Raw genomic sequence first — 19,646 nt, 5'->3', positions numbered from 1 at the left:
GATTTTTGGAAAAACTTTGTCCCTTTGAACCTCTGTTACTTTGTCCCTTCAAAAAGAAACTCAATCACCTTATCATACAATTCATCATCATGCATTCCGTGACTTAAGCCTTTGGTTTCAATAAACTGACTGTTTTTCCAGTTGCTGGCTATTTTTTTTCCTTCTTCAAAAGCAACGATTTTATCTGAAGTATCATGTGCAATGAAACCAGGAATCGTAAATTGCGATGCAAATTTTTGCCCTGAAAAATCTTCCAGTTTAAAGTTGAAACGATTTATGAATTTATTTTCTAAAAGAGACAGCATTTTGGAATTCAGACTCAGCATCGAAATATAATTGTTAATCAAAGTTTTTAAATCTGAAGGAGCGCCAAGAATAACCATTTTATTAATGCTCGTATTCGGAAATAAATATTGATGATAAACGCAGGCTGCACCGCCAATAGAATGGCCAATAATAATTTCGGGCTGATATTTTTCTACCGCTTTATTGATGAATTCGGCATAAAGCGGAACATTAAATTCTTTTCCGCTGCTTTGTCCGTGAGCGGGCGCGTCAATTGCAATAATAGTACTTCCGGATTTTTGAAGATGCGGCAGTGTTTTTTTCCAGCGAGAGGCATTGCTTTCCCAGCCGTGAACCAATAAAATTTTGGTTTCATTTCCTTTCCAGATGTAGGTTTGAAAATGATGTTCGTTATGGTGAAAAATTTCTGTTTCGGTGTTTCTTAAAACTTTTGGAAGTGTTTCTTTTTTTAATCTCCCAATTCGGGGCTGACTAAAAAGAGCATAAGAAAGTTCCATGGCTTTTTGCGGACGCACATAACTCAAAAAGTTAATATAAGATCCAACGGATTTTAATGTAATAAAACGAATTCCTTTTTTAATTCCCAAAACAAATAATTTAGTGGTAAAAATGATATTCGAGGACCGATCTAAAAAAGTTTCGCCACGAATTACACAAATTTAGCACGAATTTTTATTCCATTTAGAAACAAAATAAAAATTAGTGAGAATTAGTGTAATTCGTGGCAAAAAATGTTTTATAAAAAAAAGTCCCGATTAAATCGGGACTCTTATTAGAATTTTGAGAACAATTGTTCCATTTTTTCTTTTTCTTCTTCAGCTAATTGAGTATCAACTAAAATTCTTCCAGAGTGCTCATCAGTAATGATTTTTTTTCTAGAAGCGATTTCAACCTGAGTTTGTGGTGGAATCGTAAAGAAAGATCCTGCAGAAGCTCCTCTTTCGATAGAAACTACAGCTAATCCGTTACGAACACTGCTTCTGATTCTGTTATAAGCAGCTAATAATCTTTCTTCAATTTGAGCTGAAAATTCAGCTGATTTCTCAGATAAGAAGATTTCTTCTTTTTGAGTTTCAGCCATAATAGCATCTAATTCAGATTTTTTATGTTTTAAATGAGAGCTTTTAGCATCAAGTTTTTCTTTTAAATTAGAAATAACTTCTTTTTTGTGCTCGATAGAAGCTTTCATTTCTTTGATTTGCTTTTCAGCTAATTGAATTTCTAATTCCTGAAATTCAACTTCTTTTGTCAAAGAATTAAATTCTCTGTTGTTACGAACTGATTCTTGTTGTTTTGTGTATTTCTTGATAACCTCTTTATGCTCCTCAATAGCAATTTTCTTTGCTTTGATTTGCTCCTCAATCACTTCAAGTTCACCTTTCAGTTTTTCTGAACGAGTGCTCAAACCTGCAACTTCATCTTCTAAATCTTCAACCTCTAAAGGAAGTTCTCCTCTAACGTTTCTGATTTCGTCAATTCTAGAGTCAATAAGCTGTAAATCATATATTGCTCTTAACTTGTCCTCAACACTTAATTCTTTCGTATTCGTCATATTCTATAAGTACTTAACTGGATTTGTATTTTCTTCCGATAAAATGATCGCAAAATTAAGAATTTTTTTTCGAAGATAATCAACAATATAGTTTTTTGTATAGCGTTCACTCTCAAAATGACCAATATCGGCTAAAAGTAACTTGTTTTCTGCTTCATAAAACTGATGATATTTTAAATCAGCAGTTAAAAAAGCATCGGCTCCAGCCTGAATTGCATTTTTTATGGCAAAACTTCCTGAACCTCCCAGAACAGCTACTTTTTTTACTTTTTTTCCGGTAAAGGCAGAATGACGAATTCCGCGGGCAATCATAATTTCTTTTACATGCAGAAGAAAGTCTTTTTCATCCATTTCATTCTCCAGTTCCCCAATCATTCCTAAGCCAATATTTTGATGTGAATTTTGAAGATCGTAGATTTCATAAGCCACTTCCTCATAAATATGATTCATTAAAAGTGCTTTTAAAACTTTGGATTGTAAATGTTTCTCAAAAATAACTTCGATTTTTATTTCGGTTCCGGTATGTAATTTTCCTTTTTCTCCAATTGTTGGATTGCTTTTTTCATTTCCTTTAAAAGTAAAAAAACCTTCAGAATTAAAACTGCAGTTATCATAGTTTCCAATAGTTCCGGCGCCGGCTTCGAACATTGCATTCCGAACTTTTTCCGAATTTTCGGGAACAGTATAAGTAACTAATTTTTGAAGAAATTGCTGTTTCGGAATTAAAATTTTGGTGTTTATTAAACCTAATGTATTACAGAAAATGTTATTAACTCCCTGCGGATGATTATCTAAAGCGGTATGTACGGCATAAATGGCAATATCATTTTTAATTGCTTTTAAAATGGCTCGCTCGACATAGTTTTTACCTGTGATTTTTTTAATTCCAGAAAATAAAATAGGATGGAAGCAAACTACGAGATTGCAATTTTTAGTTATGGCTTCTTCAATTACATTTTCTAAAGCATCATGACAAACTAAAACTCCGTTACTTTCGTTTTCCGGATTTCCCACTAAAAGTCCCACATTGTCAAAATCTTCTGCATAGGCGAGAGGTGCCATTTCTTCTAGTACGGTTATGATGTCTTTGATCTTCATGTAATTTTTGTTTCAGGTTTTAAGTTTCAGGTTTTCTTGTATTGTGCAGATTGAAACTTTAAAACAAATTAACGAATAAACGTATTAACCTTAAAATATTTTAGTGATATTGTGTTATGTAAAATTAGTAATGCCAATAAGACCATATTACCAGTATTACTAATTTTGTATCTTTGTCTTTAAATCAAGAACTATGAAAACGCTAACTGTAAAAATAAACGAACGCACTAAGATAGGGAAAGCTTTTATCGCCATGTTTGATAGTTTTAAAGGTTTTGAGGAAATTGAGATTATTGAAACTGATTATGGACAAGTGAATGAGGAGCGAAGCATTTATTCTTCTGAATTTGTTGAAAAAGTTAAAAAAGCAGAAGCAAATATTAAAAATGGCGAAACAACAAGGCTAAATCCAGATGATATATGGGGAAGTTTAGGGTTGAAGTAACTAAGGTCGCAAACCTGGATATTGAAAAACATAAAAAATCAGGAAATAAAATTTCTATAAAAAATATTGCTAAAATTTTAATTGATCTTACAGAGAATCCATATGAAGGTTTTGGAAATCCTGAACCATTAAAATATGAATATTCAGGATTATGGTCAAGACGAATTAATCAAAAAGATCGATTAATTTATCGTGTAGATGACGAAGTTGTAACCGTATTTGTAATTTCTGCAATGGGTCATTATTCAGATAAATAATTCTATGAACTTACTTCGAAAAATACTTTTTCCCTTCGCTATCCTATACGGATTCATTACCAGCATTCGCAATTTTCTTTTTGATAAAGGAATTCTAAAATCAACTTCTTTTGATATTCCGGTTATTGCAGTTGGAAATTTAAGTGTGGGCGGAACTGGAAAAACTCCGCAAATTGAATATTTGATTCGGTTATTAGCTGATAAATATAAAGTGGCGACTTTAAGCCGGGGTTACAAAAGGAAATCGGAAGGTTTTGTTTTGGCAGATGATAATTCTAATGCTGAAATTCTGGGTGATGAACCTTTTCAGTTTTATCAAAAATTTCCAAATGTTCAGGTTGCAGTTGATGCCAATCGCACAAACGGAATTACACAATTGCTTTCTCAAAAAAATAAACCACAAGTAATTTTATTAGATGATGCTTATCAGCACCGAAAAGTAAAAGCTGGATTTTATATCCTGCTGACTTCTTACGGAGATTTATATGCAGATGATTTTATGCTGCCAACAGGAAATTTAAGAGAAAGCCGAAGTGGTGCCAACAGAGCTAATATTGTTGTGGTTACTAAATGTCCAAATAATTTATCGGAAGAAGAACAAGAAGAAATTCGTTTGAAATTAAAACTGAATTGTTCGCAGCAAATCTTCTTTACTTTTATAGATTATGACACTGTAATTTATGGCAAAAATGAAAAGATTTCTGTTGATGAAATTAAATCAGAATCAAAAGTACTTTTAGCCGGAATTGCAAAACCAAAACCATTTTTTGATTATTTAAAAAATGAAAATGACGAATGTTTGACTTTCCCGGATCATCATCATTTTTCTGATACCGATTTAGATTCCATTCAGAATAAAGCCAACGGAAAAAAGATTATTACAACCGAGAAAGATTATGTTCGTTTAAAAAATTCGAAACTGGTTTCTCAATTGTACTATCTGCCCATAAAAAGCACCTTTATCAATCATCAGCAAAATTTTGATGTTTCGATTTTACAGTATATAAAAGAAAACTCAGAATCTTAGAATCTCAGCATCTTAGAAGCTTTTTTGCTAATCAAAAAACTTAGCAATTGTACTGTAAAATTCATCAGGAACAAAAGGTTTTGTAATTACATCGTTCATTCCAAAAGATAAAAGCATATCCCTGTTTTCGTCAAGAGAAATGGCCGTTAATGCAATAATAGGAGTTGTTTTGTCGAAATCTCTAATATGCTGCGTTGCTGTAGTTCCGTTAATTCCAGGCAAATGCACATCCATTAAAATCATATCAAAACGTTTTACTTTTAAAAGTTCAACCGCATCTTCGCCATTATCGATAATTTCACAGGTAATCATTTTGTTTTCAAGCATTTTACGCGTAATCATTTGATTGATTTTGTTGTCTTCAATCAGTAAAATAGACTTGTGTTTTAATTGTTTGTCGTTATATGGTTTTTCTTCTGTAACAGCTTCCAAAGGTTCGTTATTAATTTTAAAATTTAATTTGAAAGTAAAAGTTGATCCTTTACCAACTTCACTTTTTAGTTTGATTTCGCCTCCTAAAAGTTCGATTAATTTTTTAACAATAGTAAGACCTAATCCTGTACCGCCGTATTTTCGGTTCACTTCGATAGAACCTTGTGAAAAACTTTCAAAAACGGTTTGCAGTTTATCTTCGGGAATACCAATTCCGGTATCGACTATTTCAAAATAAACGGTTGCATTTTCATCTTCCTGTCCAAATAGTTTAGCAATTACATTTACATTTCCGTTTTGAGTGAATTTTAATGCGTTATTAATCAGGTTTAATATAATTTGAGATAATTTGGTTGGATCGCCAATTAAGTTGTCTGGAATTGCATCGTCTATTTCTAAGTTGAAATAGTTTTTATTAGCCGTTGCCAGTTCTTTTAAAGAGCTTTGAATATTAAAAAGCAATTCTTTTAAATTAAAACTAATATTTTCAACTTCAACTTTAGTCGAGTCGATTTTATTAATTTCAAGAATTTCGTTTATAAAAGTAGTAAGATAATTTCCGGAGAATTTTAGAGATTCTAAATATTTTAACTGTGTTTTTTTCGGGTTATCTTCAAGAAGTAAATGTGTGATTCCGTTAATTGCATTTAGGGGTGTCCGCAGTTCGTGACTTACAGTCGATAAAAATTCTGATCTCGCTTTTGAAGCTTTTTCGGCTTTGTTTTTTGCCAGAATAAGTTCTTTGTTTTTTTCTCTTAAAAGCAAATTATTCTGATTACGAATAATATTGTTTTTGTACAAAGCCAAACTCAAAAGAGATAAAATCGAAATTAAGGCAATCGCCAAAATACTGACTAGTTTAGAATAGCGATACGTTTTAAGCTGGATTTTTTCTTCGCTTTCCCGTTTAAGTGTATTGTTTAAGGTTTGATTTTTTTTGAATTTTTGAAATTCGTTGAAATCTATTTTGGCATTTTTTAATTTTAGAATATAATTTTCTAATTGATAATGCTCGTCCAAATAAGAATAGGCTAAATCAAAATTTTTGTTTTGTTTATAGTATTGACTTATTGCTAAAGTTATTTTTGATTTTTGAGAAAGATTATTTGTTTTCTCTGTATAATCAAGCGCTTTTTCAAAATAAATCATAGCAGAATCATTCCGTTTAAGCTGTGTTTCAATTAATCCGAGTTGATAATAAGAATCACTTTTGGTTTCTAAGATCAATGGATTATCCGGTTTTTTGATAATTTTTCGGAAGGTCTTGGTCGCTTGATAAAAGTTTTTATTTGTTTTAAATGCGATTGCTTTTTGATAGTCTAAAATTTCAGAACTATCAATAATACCAAGCTGGTTTAGAAGTTTTTGAGCTTTTGCATAATAAATATCTGCTGTTTTATAGTCGCCTTTTGCAGTATTTACAGCGCCAATATATTGTAAGGCTAAGATTTTGGTACAAGTTGGTTTTAGGCTGTCAAAGGATGAAACACTTTTATGAAAGTTTTTTAATGCTTCGTCGTACTTCCGCTGATTGTAGTAAATTTTTCCAAGCTTAAAAGTCTGGTTGGCTAAATTTTCAGGAATGTTATTAGTTTCGCAAAAATCAATTGATTTTTTAGTGTAAAAAACAGCCTCATTGTACTCTTTACTGTTTAATTTTTTATTGGCCAGTTTATTATAATAGGAAACACTATCTGTATTCTGTTTGATTTGAGAATACAAAAATGAATTAAAAAAACAAACAACAGATAAAAGATAGTACTTCATGTATGGCAGAGCATTTACAATGAATTCTTATGTTTTCCTTATCAGTAAAATCAAATCAATTAATCTTGATGAATAGCCAATTTCATTATCATACCAACCCACAACTTTTACCATTTTATCAATGACAGAAGTTAATTGTGCATCGAATAAGCACGAATGCGTATTGCCAATTATATCAACAGAAACGATAGGATCTTCTGTGTAATCTAATATTCCTTTTAAATTTGTTTTTGAGGCTTTTTGAAATGCAATGTTAATTTCTTCAATCGTAACAGCACGCTTAACATTGAACGTGATGTCTGTTAATGAACCATCTGGAACCGGAACACGAATGCCGCAGCCTCCAATTTTCTCATGCAATTTAGGAAAAATTTTTGTTAATGCCTTAGCTGCACCTGTAGTTGTTGGAACAATTGACTGACTTGCGCCTCTGGCCCTGCGTAAATCCTTATGCGGCTGGTCATGAAGACTTTGGTCTGTTGTGTAAGAATGTATCGTTGTAATGTATGCTTGCTCAATTCCGCACAATTCTTCAATGATTTTTATCATTGGAGCAGCGTTATTTGTTGTACAGCTCGCATTTGAAACAATATTTTCTGTTCCGTCTAGTATACTTTCATTAACTCCAAGAACTACTGTTTTAATCGTATCAACTTCTGATGGTGCAGAAAGTATCACTTTTTTTGCTCCGGCTTCAATATGTGCATTTAATTCTTCATGCGTTTTATATTTTCCGGTCGATTCAATTACAAAATCTATTGAATGACTTTTCCAGTCTAAATTAGAAATGCTTTTTTCGTGAAAAAATAAAAAATGCTTTTCGTTTACAATAATTCCTGTTTCATCATAACTTACAGCAAAAGGCAGAACTCCATGTATACTGTCGTATTTTATTAAATGTGACATTGTTTTGTTATCTGCAATATCATTAATTGCAACGACTTCAATTTCAGGATGATTTATAAGAAGGCGGAATAAATTTCTTCCAATTCTTCCAAAACCATTAATAGCAATTCTTGTTTTCAATGTTTTGTTTATTTGTTGAATCGTTTAACCGTTTAATCGGTTTGACAATTAAACGATTAAACAATTAAACTTTTTATAAAATATGTTTTTGTGCTTTGTATGAAGAACGAACAAGAGGTCCGCTTTCTACATGACGAAATCCTAATTCAAGACCAAATTTTTCGTATTTGGCAAATAACTCAGGCGTGATAAATTCTTTTACAGGTAAATGTTTTTTACTTGGCTGTAAATATTGACCAATAGTAACAACATCAACGTTTGCATTGCGTAAATCTCTCATTGTCTGGTAAACTTCTTCTTCAGTTTCTCCTAGACCAAGCATGATTCCAGATTTAGTTCTGTTTATCCCTTTTTCTTTTAAATAACGTAAAACTTCTAAACTACGATCATATTTTGCCTGAATACGAACTTCGCGTGTTAAACGACGAACGGTTTCAACGTTATGAGAAACTACTTCAGGATTTGCTTCAACAATTCTGTCAATATTTCTTTCAATTCCCTGAAAGTCCGGAATCAAAGTTTCAAGAGTAGTATTTGGGTTCATTCTACGGATTGCTTTTACAGTTTCTATCCAAATGATAGAACCTCCGTCTTTTAAATCATCTCTGTCAACACTTGTAATTACAGCGTGTTTAATGTTCATGATTTTTATAGAACGAGCTACTTTTTCAGGTTCGTCCCAATCTACCGTTTCCGGGCGTCCGGTTTTAACACCGCAAAAACCGCAGGAACGGGTGCAGACATTTCCTAAAATCATGAAAGTTGCTGTTCCTTCTCCCCAGCATTCTCCCATATTAGGGCAGCTTCCAGAAGTGCAGATCGTATTTAAGCTGTATTTATCAACTAAACCACGTAGTTCAGTATATTTTTGTCCAATTGGTAATTTTACCTTTAACCATTTCGGTTTTGCAGGCGGTATGTTTTCAATGACTGTTTCCATATATCATAAATCTGACTACAAAGATACGGAATGTTGTTTATTTGATGATGCTAATTTGCTTTTCGTTTACTTTTCATCTCTGCGAACACTCTTTAATATTTCAAGTTCAAATGGCAATACTCTGTCTTTAAGAGCATTTTGGATTTATCTTTTTAATTTTTTACTTAAAATTTTGATATTTAAGCTGTCTTTTTTGAATATTAATTTTCATCTTATTCTGATACAAATTTGGCTTTTATAAGCAGTGTAAAATTCGCGCTGTAATATTTTTGCTGTTAATTTAATAATAGTTAAGAAAAACATGAAAAAGAAACTTATTGTATTAGGAATTTTATTTGCAGCTTTTGGTTTTACTAAAATGAACGCACAAATACTTTCAGATAAAACTATGGGAGCTTTAGGTAAAGGAGTTTCAGGATTTACTTTTAGCGATGCAGATGCTGCAGCTTTAGCGAAAGAATCGATTGCAGAAATGGATGCAAATAATCCTGTTGCCGCAGCTACAGACGGTTATTCAATTCGTTTAAATCGTTTGTTTGGAAAACACACTTCGAGCGAAGGAGTTACTTTAAATTATAAAGTTTACTTAGTAAAAGATATTAATGCTTTTGCTTGTGCAGATGGAAGTGTTCGTGTATTTGCAGGTTTAATGGATATTATGGATGATAATGAATTACTAGCCGTTATTGGACATGAAATAGGTCACGTAGTGAATCATGATACAAGAGATGCTATTAAAGCTGCGTATAAAAAAGAAGCTTTGTTAGATGCCGCTTCATCACAATCAGGAAAAATTGAGACACTTACAGGATCTCAATTAGGAAAAATAGGAAGCGCAATGATCGACAGCAAACACAGTAGAAAGCAGGAATCTCAGGCAGATACGTTTTCATATGATTTCATGAAAAAAAATGGTTATGATGTGAATGCGGTGGAATCTGCTTTTAGAATTTTGCAAAATTTAAGTGAAAGTGCAGAGGCATCTTTTATTACCAAAATGATGAGTTCACATCCTGATTCTGGAAAAAGAGCCGATGATGCTAAAAAAAGAGCTGTAAAAGATGGTTTGTATAAAGAGTATATACAGCAGAAAATTGTAAATACTGCACCTGCAAAAACAACAACAAAAGCGCCAGCAAAAGCAACTGCTAAAAAAACAACAACAAAAAAGAAGTAATTTTTGTGTAAAAAGTAAAACCGGTAATTCTACAGAATTTACCGGTTTTTTTTTGATCGTTATATCAGAAACACCTACAATATTGCTAAATAGCTCATTTAAAATTCATATCTTTAATTTGTTAAAAAAATAAACTTTGTGTGAAATGAAATAGCATTTATGTTATTTACATTTGTTGTTAAATTGTAATTATAAAAACATGAAAAAAAGATTTATAATAGTAGGACTAATATTTACAGCATTTGGTTTTACAAAAATGAATGCACAGATTAATTTTGGTGAAAAAGCGATAGGAGCAGTTCAAAAAGGTGTGGCAGCTTTCACTTTAACAAATGCAGATGCTGCAGCATTATCTAAAGAAGCAGTTAGAAAATTAGACTCTACTAATCAGGTAGCGCCAGCAACTGATGGTTATACTTTGCGATTAAACAGGGTTTTTGGAAAACATACAGCAGGCGATGGTTTTACTTTAAATTATAAAGTTTATAAACTAAAAGAAGTAAATGCTTTTGCAACCGCTGACGGAAGTGTTCGTGTATATTCAGGATTAATGGATATTATGGATGATAACGAATTGTTAGCTGTAATTGGTCACGAAATTGGACACGTTGCTAATAATGATTCAAGAGATGCAATGCGTGCGGCTTACCAAAAAGAAGCTTTAATTGATGGTGCGTCATCACAATCTGCTAAAATATCCGCAGTAACAGACAGTCAGTTAGGAAAAATTGGAAGTGCTTTAATCGATAGCAAACACAGCCGTAAACAAGAAACAGAAGCTGATTTATATTCTTATAATTTCTTAAAGAAAAACGGTTATAATGTAAATGCAGAAGAATCTGCTTTTAGAATTTTAGCTAAAATGAGTGAAGGTGCAGAAGCTTCATTTATTGATCAAATGATGAGTTCACATCCTGACTCTAAGAAAAGAGCAGATGATGCAAAAGCAAGAGCAGAAAAAGATGGAGTTTACAAACCATACGTTCAGCAAAAAATTGATAATACAGTTCCTAAAAAGACAACAACGAAAAAAACGACTACTAAGAAGAAAAAATAGTTTTTGATATAAAGAGTAAAAACGGCAGATTTAAATCTGCCGTTTTTTTTATTCTATAAAATTAACCTAAAACGTGATGTGCTAAAACTTTTTGAACATCGTATACGTTTACAGATTTATTGAATTGTTTTACAATACTTGGATTTAATTCGCTTGAAACCCAGATTTTCAATTCAGCATCAAGATCAAATGTTCCCGCAGTTTCTACACTAAAACGAGTAATACTTTTGTAAGCAATAGATTTATATTCAGTTTTGCTTCCTGTTAATCCTTGTACATCAACCAGAATTAATCTTTTATTGGTGAAGATAAAAGTATCACGAATAAGTTTAAAACCCATTTCAATTTCTTCGTTATCTGTCAAAAGCTGACCGTATTTTTTAAGTAAATCTTCCTGACTTACTGTACCGGCATTGCCCATAAGAGCTGAAAATATTCCCATTTCTTTTTATTTTTAAAAGTTGATTAATTGTTCCTTTTTTGAATTTAATGTAAAAGTAATTGATTTTGTTAGTTTTTAACAAATGCTTTTAGATTTAAAAAAAGAGGAGTTAATATTAAAGAAAATAAAACAGAGGAAATTATAGAAACTATTAAGTGTCCATATTGTTTTGGGTCTAATCCTATCGCAAATCGAAAGACTAAAATTATTAGCGAAAATAAAACAAGACAAATCCAATAGTTTTTATTTAAAGATTTTGTTGAAATATTATTCTTTGGGAGTTTAGAAAAAGCAAATAAAATAATCAATCCGCCAATAAAGGTACTTAAGTGTTGGACAGCTTTAAAAATTGGAATTTTTAGATGAGAAATAAAAATGTAATCATGCAATAAGGCAACATGATTTACACAATAGCCATGTTCATGTGTAAAGCTATCCCAAAAAAGATGTGAAGCAGTTCCAATTAAAATTGATAGTACTACAACAATCCAATGTTGTTTGAAATAACTGTTCCAATTAAATTGGTCGAAGATAAGAACTCGTGATCGAATTATTTCCGGCAAATTATGGAATAGTTGATTTTTAACAATATTATGGAATGTAAATGCTAGTAGAATTGCAAGCTGCAGATCAAACCAAAATACACCGTAAATATTGTGGCTGTAATGGCTTTCTACTCTCATTCTAGTAAAGTACTCAAAATCTGGAATCATGCTTCCGATTATAAGTCCGGTTAATGAAAACCATTTTTTAGGTAAATAATTTAGAGGCAGAACTATTGCGGGATGGGCAAATGTAAAAGGCATTTTTAACTTATAAATTGAAGATAAAGATATGTCATTAATTAAGACCATAAAAAAAGCAGAACCTAAATTCTGCTTTTCTTTTTCTATATTTTATTTTTATTCAGTTTGTCCTGTTTGTATTGTTATTGGAAGATTGTACGCTGTACGAACTGGCTTTCCAGCTAATATTCCCGGAGCCCATTTTGTTTTTAAAGATTTTAAAACTCTAACAGCTTCTTTTCCCATTCCAAATCCTGGATCATTTTTAACAATAATGTCAGTCATTGTACCGTCTTTTTCGATTACAAATGAAACATACACACGTAATGTTTTTTCAGCATCCAATTCTGGTTTTGTAAAGTTATTTCCAACATAGTTGTAAAACTTTTTAATTCCTCCAGGAAACTCTGGTAATTTGTCTAAAACGGATACATTAACAATTGTAGTTCCAGTATCACCAGTATTAGCAATTACAGGTTCTCCGCCAGTATTTCCAGGTAATACATTTGTACCAGGTCCATCTGTTCCTACTGCATTGTCTACATGTGGAGTATTGTCCACGTTAGCAGCGATAGTTTGCGTTGCCTGATCTGTAGGTACTATAACCGGATTTGTTAATTGACTTGACGTTACTGGTGCTGTTGCTGCCGGTGGAGTCGATTTCATTGGTGGGGCAACAGGATCCTTTATTTTTGGAACTACTATTGGATCAACATCAGTTAAAACAAGAGGCGTAATTGGAATAGGCTCCTCAATGGGATCAATTGTTCTAAATTTATTAAGCAACATCGATACGCTTCCTATGGCAGTTAGTAACAACAAGGCCATAAATAGAGCCGTAACTGTTGTTTTAGAATTTTCCTGGCGTAATTGGTACGCTCCGTATTCTTTGTTTTTGTTTTCGAAAACAAGATCGATCCACTTGTTTTCATAGATGCTTAATTTAGTCATGATTTTTGGATTTTAAGGTTAAGTAACTTTAAATCATACGCGATAGTGAATTGGGTTTAAGCAAACAACGTAGAAGTTGTTGTTTTAGTGTGTGAATAAATTATTTTTTTAAGAAAAAATATGATTATATCTTATTCTTTTCTTAAAGATAATAAATTATCTATTACGTTCGATAATTTCTGCTAATAATTTTTTAGCACGTAGTAATTTTACCTTTACGTTGCTTAGAGGCTCATTAATTTTGTCAGCAATTTCCTGATAGGACATTTCCTGAAAGTAGCGAAGCTGAATTACTTCCTGATAATGGGGTTTTAATTCTTTGATGCATAAAAGCAAACGGGAGAGGTTTTGCTCCTTAATTAAGGCATCTTCTGCAGATGGAGTAGTGTCGGCAATATTGTATGCCTGTTGGTCTTCAGTATCTGTGATTTCTATAAAAAGATTGGTTTTCTTTTTACGTAACAAATCAATATAGACATTTTTTGCAATAGCAATTAACCAAGTGTTGAACTGAAATTCCGGGTTATAAGAACCTATTTTATCAAAAGCTTTTGAGAAAGTTTCAATAGTAATATCTTCTGCGGTAGTTTCATTTTCTGTACGTTTAAGCATAAAGCCATAGACTTCATTCCAGAAATAATCTAATAAAAAAGTAAAGGCGCAATCGTCACCTTTTTTTGCTTTTTCTATTTTAGAATTTATTTCCAATATACAGGTTTTGAAAAAATATTAGTTATAAAGATATTAATTTGTGTTACAATAAGCACAATTTCTAATACTGGAAACCAAATTTTAATATCATTTTCTTTAAGTTTTCCTGCAGAAAAACCAATTACAGTCCAAACTACAGTATAACGTGTTGCTAAAATTGCTACAACAGCAATCCATTGAAATTGAAACGCCAGCAGAATTATAACTGATAAAAAGAAAAATAATTGTGAAAAATAGAAAAGTCCCAATTGAAATTTATCAAAAAACTTATAATGCTCAGCTGTAGAAACGTGTCTTCTTTTTTGTGTAAACCAGTCTTTAAAAGATTCTTTTGGTTTTGAATAAGTAAAACTTTCTGGCGTATACGATATTGTAGTATTTAATTTGTTTGCCGCCTGATTGATAAACAAATCATCATCGCCGGAACGAACCTGAATATGATCAATAAAACCATTTACATTAAAAAACTCCTCTTTTTTGTACGCTAAATTTCGTCCAACTCCCATATACGGAAGTCCGGCTTTTGCCCACGAAAAATATTGAACAGCAGTTAATATGGTTTCAAAACGAATAATTTTATTTAATAAAGAATTCTCTATTTTTTCATAACCTCCGTAACCTAAAACAATAGTTTTTTCTGTATCAAATTGCGAAGTCATTGCAGTAATCCAGTCTTTTGAAGTTGGATAACAATCTGCATCTGTAAAAAGTAAATACTCTTTTTTTGCTGCTTTGATTCCTAAGGTTAAAGCGTATTTTTTATTTCCCCAAAAAGCTTCATTATTTTCAACTTTAACAAGGCGAATGTTGGGATATTTTTGCTCAAATTCTTCAAATACTTCAAGCGTTTCATCACTTGATGCATCGTCAATTAAAACAATTTCAAAATCAGGATAATTTTGCTCTGCTAATAAAGGGATAAATTTCTTTACGTTTTCTTCTTCATTTTTTGCACATACAATAACAGAAACCGGAATATTCTTTGGCGTAACATCTTGAGGTTTAGCAAAAGCAAATTTTCCAAAAATTCCTAAATAATAGAAAAGCTGAATAAAAACAATAGCAATAAAAAAGTAAAGTAAAATTATAAGCATATGGTTTTAATGTCTGTTAATGTTCCAAATTTTGCGAGAACAAAGGTAGTTATGAATTCCTAATTTTCAATGTTTAATATCAATTTACTTTCGGCACTTTGACATTTCTTTTGCAATTGCAATAGACTGAGGGTTTTCTGTTTTTTCCAGTTCCGAAATTATGTTTTTATAATTATGATCATCGCGGTTTTGAGACAATTTTTTGGTAGCCTGAATTTCATCAATTTCTATTTCAAAACCAAAAATCCCTCTGGCTTCACGCATGGTTTTTTCAGATAAATTTTCAACACGAACAGGATTTTCAGAATTTGCTTCGTATTTGTCAACAAGCTTTTTTAACTGTTCTACAGATGTAGTGTAATCTACAATCTTAATTCTTCCATAAACATGTACGGCTATATAATTCCATGTTGGTACATTTTCATGATCGTATCAAGAAGAAGAAATATAACTATGCGGCCCTGTAAATACAGCCAAAACCTGATCGTTTTCTGCAAAACCTTCAGCTTGCGGATTCAGTTTAGAAATATGTCCCTGCAGGATTTCTTTTCCATCAGCATTAATTTCTAATTCTATCGGAATATGAGTGGCGCATAATTTTCCATTAGTCTGATTGATCAGAATCCCAAAACTATTCTCTTTTAAAAAAGTTCTGATTGATTCCGGATCTTCATCTTTATATAGCTCAGGTGTGTACATTTTGAGAATTTATTTTCAAGATTTCTTTGTGATGCATTCACTTCAGCATCAATATGGGTTCTTGAAGTTTTCAAAACGAAGATAAAGATTTGCGGATAATTCAAAGGTACTTTCTGTAACTTTTTCGGTTTTTGATGTGTTAATTTATAAGGAAGATTTTTTTATCATCAATATAAAATTCAGTTCATTTTTTTTGAGTTCAAATAAATCTGAATTACGCTTAGATATAAAATAGTAACTCCAATAAAAGTAAAAATTACGCCTTCGATCAGGCATTGTGTTCCAAAATCATCAGAGCAAAAAGTTCTTACGGGACGGAATAATTGAGATATTATTTCTTTTCTGAAAAACTTAACCCTTAAAAGAATGTACAATACAATTGCCACTATAATTGTATTAAGTGATGAAAGTTTACTTTTCCAGTTTATAAAAGCAAGTGTGCAAATACCTATTAATGAACCTAAAAATATCCAAACGTATACGCTGGGCCAAAAGTTGAAAATGCCTTCATTTGTGGGTAATAATTTGTCCCAATATTGCGAATGTTGGTATTGGGAATGTGTTTCTGCCCAGATGATTTTTTCCGATACGGTGTAAAATCTAAGCTGCAGAATACCATTTATCAGGAAAATCAATCCGAATATTTGGAGCAAGATAACTTTGATATTTAATTCTTTCATTAAGGTTTGGTTGGTAAGCTGGTAAAGTCTGAGTTTTTTTAGATAACATTTACTTCAGCTTCAATTTGAATGCCAAAGATTTCGAAAACGGTTTGCTGCACTTGTTTCGAAACATCTAAAATTTCCCCACCTGTTGCGTTTCCGTAATTGACTAAAACCAAAGCTTGATTTTTATGAACTCCCGCATCGCCAAAACGTTTTCCTTTAAAGCCTGCCTGTTCAATAAGCCATCCTGCAGGAACTTTTACTTCGGTTGGTGAAACTTCATAAAACTTCATTTCAGGGAATTTTTGATGAATTTTTTCGAAATCAGATTTCAATAAAATGGGGTTTTTAAAGAAACTGCCGCTGTTTCCTAATTCTTTTGGATCAGGTAATTTGCTTTGTCTGATAGCAATTACAGCGTTGCTTACATCTTTTAAAGTAGGTTCAGAAATATTGTTTTTAGCCAGTTCAGCTAAAATATCTCCGTAAGATGTATTGATTTTATGATTGCGTTTTGTCAATTTATAAATTACCGAAGTAATAATAAATTGATCTTTTACTTCGTGTTTAAAAATACTTTCGCGATAACCGAAATTACATTCAGTATTGGCAAAAGTTTTTATTTCCTGAGTTTCGATGTTCATTGCTTCGCAGGAAACAAAAGTATCTTTGATTTCAGTTCCGTAAGCGCCAATATTCTGAACCGGAGTTGTACCGACATTTCCCGGAATTAGAGACATATTTTCTAATCCGCCAAAATTATTGTCGATTGTCCAAAGCACGAAATCATGCCAGGTTTCGCCAGCCTGACTTTCAACCCAAACAAAATCATCATCTTCTTTAATGATTTTTTTTCCTTTTAAATCAATATGAATGACCAAAGCGTCAATATCTTTTGTTAAAAGCATATTGCTCCCGCCGCCAAGAATAAATTTCTTCTCGTTTTTGTTTTCTTCTAAAATAGTTTTCAGTTCTTCAACAGAATGTACTGCGACAAATTTTTTGGCTTTAGCTTCAATACCGAAAGTATTATAGTTTTTTAAAGAAAAATTGGATTGGATATGCATGTGTAAAAGGCTTTTTAATCTGAGGTCAAAAGTAAGGATTATAATTTATTTCAATTGAGTTTTGACATCAGAAAGTCTTTTTAAGCGAATTTACTTTATCGCTTCAATAAATTGCTGCATTTCTTTCATTGTTCCAATAGTAATTCTAGTCCATTTTCCGTTTTCTTCATAGATTTTGGTTCCCTCAATATTGTTGGCTTCTAATTGTTTAAAGAAATCCTTTTTATAATTTTCAAGAGAAAAATAAATAAAATTGGAATAAGACGGAATGCATGTTAAGTTAAGTTTCGTAAGCTGATCAATCGTATATTTCTTAACCTCTTCATTTAAAGAATAAACTTCTTTAATAAACTTTTCATCATTTAAAGATGCCATAGCCGCAGCTGTTGATACAACACTAACAGATAAATTTGGAGATGATTTTAAAGCGCTGAGTTCGTCAATAGTTGATGAAGCCGCAATAGCATAACCTATACGTGCGCCGGCTAAACCATACATTTTTGAAAAAGTTTTAGTGATAATTAAATTTTTGTTTTCCATTACAAGACTGCTTAGTGATTGCTCTTTTGTGAAATCGATATAAGCTTCATCTACAAAAACAATGGCATTTTTAGATGCTTCTTTTACAAAAGAAACTAATTCTTCGTGATCGCATATTGTACCTGTAGGATTATTTGGATTGCAGATATAAATCATTTTTGTATCTGAATCAATTGCTTTTAACATTGCCGCTAAATCATGCTTTTTGTCTGCAGTTAACGGAACCGTAATTTTTTTTATCCCTAATTTTTCAGAAGGAAATGTCCAATAGTTGAAGGTTGTTTCGGCAAGTATGTAATTTCCCTTTTTTAAAGCAGTGTGTTGAAGAACTAAATCTAAAATTTCTGTTGAACCGGCACCTAATAAAATATTATTATCAGAAACATTATTCTTTTTTGCAATAAGAGAAATTAATTCTCCCGAAAGATTCCACCCGTATCGATTGCTGCTGTTGATGCTTTTTTGCATTGCAGCGCGAGCGAGTGGAGAAGGGCCGTAAGGATTTTCATTTGATCGTAATAATATAGGAGATTTGTCTACATCTAAAGAAATATAATTTTCTGGCGAAGGATTTGCAAATGTTTCAAATGAAGTTAAACCTAATCCTATCGTGCCTAAACCTACTTGTTTTAACCAATTTCTTCTATTGCTCATAATTATTTAAGAATTAAATTACACAATCCGCTATAATAGTATGTCGTTGAAATTGAAGAAAAGTTACGAAGGTTTTTTAACCGCAAAGACACAAAGTTTACGCAAAGTTCGCTAAGCTTGGTTTTTATTGCGGGAATGCCTGAAAGCTTTTTTTGTTAAAAACAGGCTTCTATAAAAATTACACCATTATAATTTGCTATACCGGCTTGGAAATCTTCTATTTTTGATAAAAGAGATTCTGCATTTTGGCTGAAATAATGAATTGAATCACTGTACATTTTTGAATAATCACTATTCATGTCTTTTAAAGTCTCAAAAAATAAACATGCAGCTTCTTTTAGTTCTGTTTTTCCTTCTGCATTTTCTAGCTTGTTTATTAATTCAAACTGTTCTTTTGTATTAGTTTCTGTGTTAGAAATTATAAACTTAATCATTAAGAAGGTTAAAAAATCTAATACTAAATTCATTTCTTCTGCATTTGAAAGAGTATCTAATTCTTTCCAAAAATTGTCTTTTTTAATTGTACTATAGTAGTTGTTTATACCATTGATGCCAAAAAAGAATAAATCATTTTCGAATTTAGTGTTAAATGACTCAATTTCTTCTAAGCCTAATTCAATAAGAAATTTATCAATGTCTTCATTATCATTATAATATTTATGTACCCAATCCATTATTGCCTCAAATTCAGAAGGGTTAATTTTGTAAAAATCTGTTTTTACTTTGAAAATTAATTGTTCAAATGAAATTTTTGTAAAAATTGAATTTTGGGTTATTTCAATTACATAATCTCTGAAGTTGGTAATTTGTTTGTCTTTAAAATGATATAATTGTTTAGGTTGCAATTTTATATCATTCAGTTTTGATAATAATGTAACGGATGTTTTATTCTTGTCGACTTTATAATAGTTGTAATATCCACTCATTTATCTTGTGATTTTATATAGAAATAAG

20 protein-coding genes and 1 pseudogene are annotated in these 19,646 nt (G+C 31.6%); 5 read left to right on the top strand and 16 right to left on the bottom strand.

Going from position 1 to position 19,646, the window contains the following annotated elements; all coding sequences use genetic code 11:
* Nucleotides 1-35 precede the first annotated feature (35 nt).
* The 3 genes from FLAPXU55_RS20110 to FLAPXU55_RS20100 all read right to left on the bottom strand — a co-directional run bounded on the left by FLAPXU55_RS20110 (nt 36) and on the right by FLAPXU55_RS20100 (nt 2,956).
* The gene (locus FLAPXU55_RS20110; protein WP_180860747.1) at nt 36-893 is read right to left on the bottom strand and encodes an alpha/beta fold hydrolase; all 858 of its coding nucleotides are present in this window, start codon (nt 891-893) and stop codon (nt 36-38) included.
* 185 nt (nt 894-1,078) lie between these two features.
* Nucleotides 1,079-1,858, bottom strand: a complete 780-nt coding sequence (locus FLAPXU55_RS20105; RefSeq protein ID WP_053472418.1) for a zinc ribbon domain-containing protein — start codon at nt 1,856-1,858, stop codon at nt 1,079-1,081.
* 3 nt (nt 1,859-1,861) lie between these two features.
* Nucleotides 1,862-2,956: a Nif3-like dinuclear metal center hexameric protein gene (locus FLAPXU55_RS20100; protein ID WP_180860744.1), complete on the bottom strand. Its 1,095-nt coding sequence runs from the start codon at nt 2,954-2,956 to the stop codon at nt 1,862-1,864.
* 193 nt (nt 2,957-3,149) lie between these two features.
* Here FLAPXU55_RS20100 and FLAPXU55_RS20095 point away from each other — a divergent pair, with 193 nt between their 5' ends.
* Genes FLAPXU55_RS20095 through lpxK form a run of 3 tightly spaced genes read left to right on the top strand, consistent with a single transcriptional unit; the run spans nt 3,150 to nt 4,685 of the window.
* Nucleotides 3,150-3,401, top strand: a complete 252-nt coding sequence (locus FLAPXU55_RS20095) for a DUF2683 family protein (protein ID WP_180860728.1) — start codon at nt 3,150-3,152, stop codon at nt 3,399-3,401.
* Nucleotides 3,377-3,658, top strand: a complete 282-nt coding sequence (locus tag FLAPXU55_RS20090; RefSeq protein WP_180860725.1) for a Txe/YoeB family addiction module toxin — start codon at nt 3,377-3,379, stop codon at nt 3,656-3,658. Before FLAPXU55_RS20095 ends, FLAPXU55_RS20090 begins: the two co-directional genes overlap by 25 nt.
* A gap of 4 nt (nt 3,659-3,662) precedes the next feature.
* A complete protein-coding gene (gene lpxK, locus FLAPXU55_RS20085; protein WP_180860722.1) occupies nt 3,663-4,685 on the top strand; it encodes a tetraacyldisaccharide 4'-kinase in 1,023 nt (340 codons plus the stop codon).
* Between the two features lie 27 nt (nt 4,686-4,712).
* On the opposite strand, the gene FLAPXU55_RS20080 is transcribed toward lpxK, so the two are convergent.
* The 3 genes from FLAPXU55_RS20080 to lipA all read right to left on the bottom strand — a co-directional run bounded on the left by FLAPXU55_RS20080 (nt 4,713) and on the right by lipA (nt 8,850).
* Nucleotides 4,713-6,884: a tetratricopeptide repeat-containing hybrid sensor histidine kinase/response regulator gene (locus FLAPXU55_RS20080; RefSeq protein WP_180860719.1), complete on the bottom strand. Its 2,172-nt coding sequence runs from the start codon at nt 6,882-6,884 to the stop codon at nt 4,713-4,715.
* 27 nt (nt 6,885-6,911) lie between these two features.
* A complete protein-coding gene (gene gap, locus FLAPXU55_RS20075; RefSeq protein WP_180860716.1) occupies nt 6,912-7,910 on the bottom strand; it encodes a type I glyceraldehyde-3-phosphate dehydrogenase in 999 nt (332 codons plus the stop codon).
* Nucleotides 7,911-7,983: 73 nt separating this feature from the next.
* A complete protein-coding gene (gene lipA, locus FLAPXU55_RS20070) occupies nt 7,984-8,850 on the bottom strand; it encodes a lipoyl synthase (protein WP_053472411.1) in 867 nt (288 codons plus the stop codon).
* 301 nt (nt 8,851-9,151) lie between these two features.
* Here lipA and FLAPXU55_RS20065 point away from each other — a divergent pair, with 301 nt between their 5' ends.
* On the top strand, nt 9,152-10,027 hold the full coding sequence (locus FLAPXU55_RS20065; RefSeq protein WP_180860706.1) for a M48 family metalloprotease: 876 nt from the start codon (nt 9,152-9,154) through the stop codon (nt 10,025-10,027).
* A gap of 199 nt (nt 10,028-10,226) precedes the next feature.
* Nucleotides 10,227-11,084 carry a M48 family metalloprotease gene (locus FLAPXU55_RS20060; protein WP_053472409.1) on the top strand — a complete coding sequence of 286 codons (858 nt, stop codon included), beginning with the start codon at nt 10,227-10,229 and terminating at the stop codon, nt 11,082-11,084.
* 61 nt (nt 11,085-11,145) lie between these two features.
* Here FLAPXU55_RS20060 and FLAPXU55_RS20055 read toward each other — a convergent pair whose 3' ends face one another.
* The 10 genes and pseudogenes from FLAPXU55_RS20055 to FLAPXU55_RS20010 all read right to left on the bottom strand — a co-directional run bounded on the left by FLAPXU55_RS20055 (nt 11,146) and on the right by FLAPXU55_RS20010 (nt 19,618).
* Entirely contained in the window at nt 11,146-11,526 is a 381-nt protein-coding gene (locus FLAPXU55_RS20055; protein ID WP_012022332.1) for a PH domain-containing protein, read from the bottom strand.
* 68 nt (nt 11,527-11,594) lie between these two features.
* Nucleotides 11,595-12,332: a DUF4184 family protein gene (locus tag FLAPXU55_RS20050; protein ID WP_180860703.1), complete on the bottom strand. Its 738-nt coding sequence runs from the start codon at nt 12,330-12,332 to the stop codon at nt 11,595-11,597.
* Between the two features lie 96 nt (nt 12,333-12,428).
* Nucleotides 12,429-13,262 carry an energy transducer TonB gene (locus FLAPXU55_RS20045; protein ID WP_180860700.1) on the bottom strand — a complete coding sequence of 278 codons (834 nt, stop codon included), beginning with the start codon at nt 13,260-13,262 and terminating at the stop codon, nt 12,429-12,431.
* 156 nt (nt 13,263-13,418) lie between these two features.
* Complete coding sequence (locus FLAPXU55_RS20040) at nt 13,419-13,970, bottom strand: RNA polymerase sigma factor (RefSeq protein WP_180860697.1); 552 nt, start codon at nt 13,968-13,970, stop codon at nt 13,419-13,421.
* Nucleotides 13,961-15,067, bottom strand: coding sequence for a glycosyltransferase (locus tag FLAPXU55_RS20035; protein ID WP_180860694.1), 1,107 nt, complete (start codon nt 15,065-15,067; stop codon nt 13,961-13,963). Before FLAPXU55_RS20035 ends, FLAPXU55_RS20040 begins: the two co-directional genes overlap by 10 nt.
* A gap of 84 nt (nt 15,068-15,151) precedes the next feature.
* Nucleotides 15,152-15,766 (bottom strand): annotated as a pseudogene (locus FLAPXU55_RS20030) (FMN-binding negative transcriptional regulator).
* Nucleotides 15,767-15,945: 179 nt separating this feature from the next.
* Entirely contained in the window at nt 15,946-16,446 is a 501-nt protein-coding gene (locus FLAPXU55_RS20025) for a hypothetical protein (protein ID WP_180860691.1), read from the bottom strand.
* 38 nt (nt 16,447-16,484) lie between these two features.
* Nucleotides 16,485-17,498 carry a UDP-N-acetylmuramate dehydrogenase gene (gene murB, locus FLAPXU55_RS20020; RefSeq protein ID WP_180860688.1) on the bottom strand — a complete coding sequence of 338 codons (1,014 nt, stop codon included), beginning with the start codon at nt 17,496-17,498 and terminating at the stop codon, nt 16,485-16,487.
* A gap of 90 nt (nt 17,499-17,588) precedes the next feature.
* Nucleotides 17,589-18,692, bottom strand: a complete 1,104-nt coding sequence (locus FLAPXU55_RS20015; RefSeq protein WP_180860677.1) for a pyridoxal phosphate-dependent aminotransferase — start codon at nt 18,690-18,692, stop codon at nt 17,589-17,591.
* 155 nt (nt 18,693-18,847) lie between these two features.
* On the bottom strand, nt 18,848-19,618 hold the full coding sequence (locus FLAPXU55_RS20010; RefSeq protein ID WP_180860674.1) for a hypothetical protein: 771 nt from the start codon (nt 19,616-19,618) through the stop codon (nt 18,848-18,850).
* Nucleotides 19,619-19,646 lie beyond the last annotated feature (28 nt).

This window comes from Flavobacterium panici, from assembly GCF_903819335.1.
GTDB classification, from domain to species: Bacteria; Bacteroidota; Bacteroidia; order Flavobacteriales; family Flavobacteriaceae; genus Flavobacterium; species Flavobacterium panici.
The sequence above is the reverse complement of the archived record's forward strand: the minus strand, read 5'-3'. Positions and strand labels throughout refer to the sequence as shown.

What these genes read in the sequence shown, in the direction of transcription:
- FLAPXU55_RS20105 (WP_053472418.1), bottom strand. Translation starts at nt 1,858, where the DNA reads ATGACGAATACGAAAGAATTAAGTGTTGAGGACAAGTTAAGAGCAATA.
- FLAPXU55_RS20100 (WP_180860744.1), bottom strand. Translation starts at nt 2,956, where the DNA reads ATGAAGATCAAAGACATCATAACCGTACTAGAAGAAATGGCACCTCTC.
- FLAPXU55_RS20095 (WP_180860728.1), top strand. Translation starts at nt 3,150, where the DNA reads ATGAAAACGCTAACTGTAAAAATAAACGAACGCACTAAGATAGGGAAA.
- FLAPXU55_RS20090 (WP_180860725.1), top strand. Translation starts at nt 3,377, where the DNA reads ATGGGGAAGTTTAGGGTTGAAGTAACTAAGGTCGCAAACCTGGATATT.
- lpxK (WP_180860722.1), top strand. Translation starts at nt 3,663, where the DNA reads ATGAACTTACTTCGAAAAATACTTTTTCCCTTCGCTATCCTATACGGA.
- FLAPXU55_RS20080 (WP_180860719.1), bottom strand. Translation starts at nt 6,884, where the DNA reads ATGAAGTACTATCTTTTATCTGTTGTTTGTTTTTTTAATTCATTTTTG.
- lipA (WP_053472411.1), bottom strand. Translation starts at nt 8,850, where the DNA reads ATGGAAACAGTCATTGAAAACATACCGCCTGCAAAACCGAAATGGTTA.
- FLAPXU55_RS20065 (WP_180860706.1), top strand. Translation starts at nt 9,152, where the DNA reads ATGAAAAAGAAACTTATTGTATTAGGAATTTTATTTGCAGCTTTTGGT.
- FLAPXU55_RS20060 (WP_053472409.1), top strand. Translation starts at nt 10,227, where the DNA reads ATGAAAAAAAGATTTATAATAGTAGGACTAATATTTACAGCATTTGGT.
- FLAPXU55_RS20055 (WP_012022332.1), bottom strand. Translation starts at nt 11,526, where the DNA reads ATGGGAATATTTTCAGCTCTTATGGGCAATGCCGGTACAGTAAGTCAG.
- FLAPXU55_RS20050 (WP_180860703.1), bottom strand. Translation starts at nt 12,332, where the DNA reads ATGCCTTTTACATTTGCCCATCCCGCAATAGTTCTGCCTCTAAATTAT.
- FLAPXU55_RS20045 (WP_180860700.1), bottom strand. Translation starts at nt 13,262, where the DNA reads ATGACTAAATTAAGCATCTATGAAAACAAGTGGATCGATCTTGTTTTC.
- FLAPXU55_RS20035 (WP_180860694.1), bottom strand. Translation starts at nt 15,067, where the DNA reads ATGCTTATAATTTTACTTTACTTTTTTATTGCTATTGTTTTTATTCAG.
- FLAPXU55_RS20025 (WP_180860691.1), bottom strand. Translation starts at nt 16,446, where the DNA reads ATGAAAGAATTAAATATCAAAGTTATCTTGCTCCAAATATTCGGATTG.
- murB (WP_180860688.1), bottom strand. Translation starts at nt 17,498, where the DNA reads ATGCATATCCAATCCAATTTTTCTTTAAAAAACTATAATACTTTCGGT.
- FLAPXU55_RS20015 (WP_180860677.1), bottom strand. Translation starts at nt 18,692, where the DNA reads ATGAGCAATAGAAGAAATTGGTTAAAACAAGTAGGTTTAGGCACGATA.
- FLAPXU55_RS20010 (WP_180860674.1), bottom strand. Translation starts at nt 19,618, where the DNA reads ATGAGTGGATATTACAACTATTATAAAGTCGACAAGAATAAAACATCC.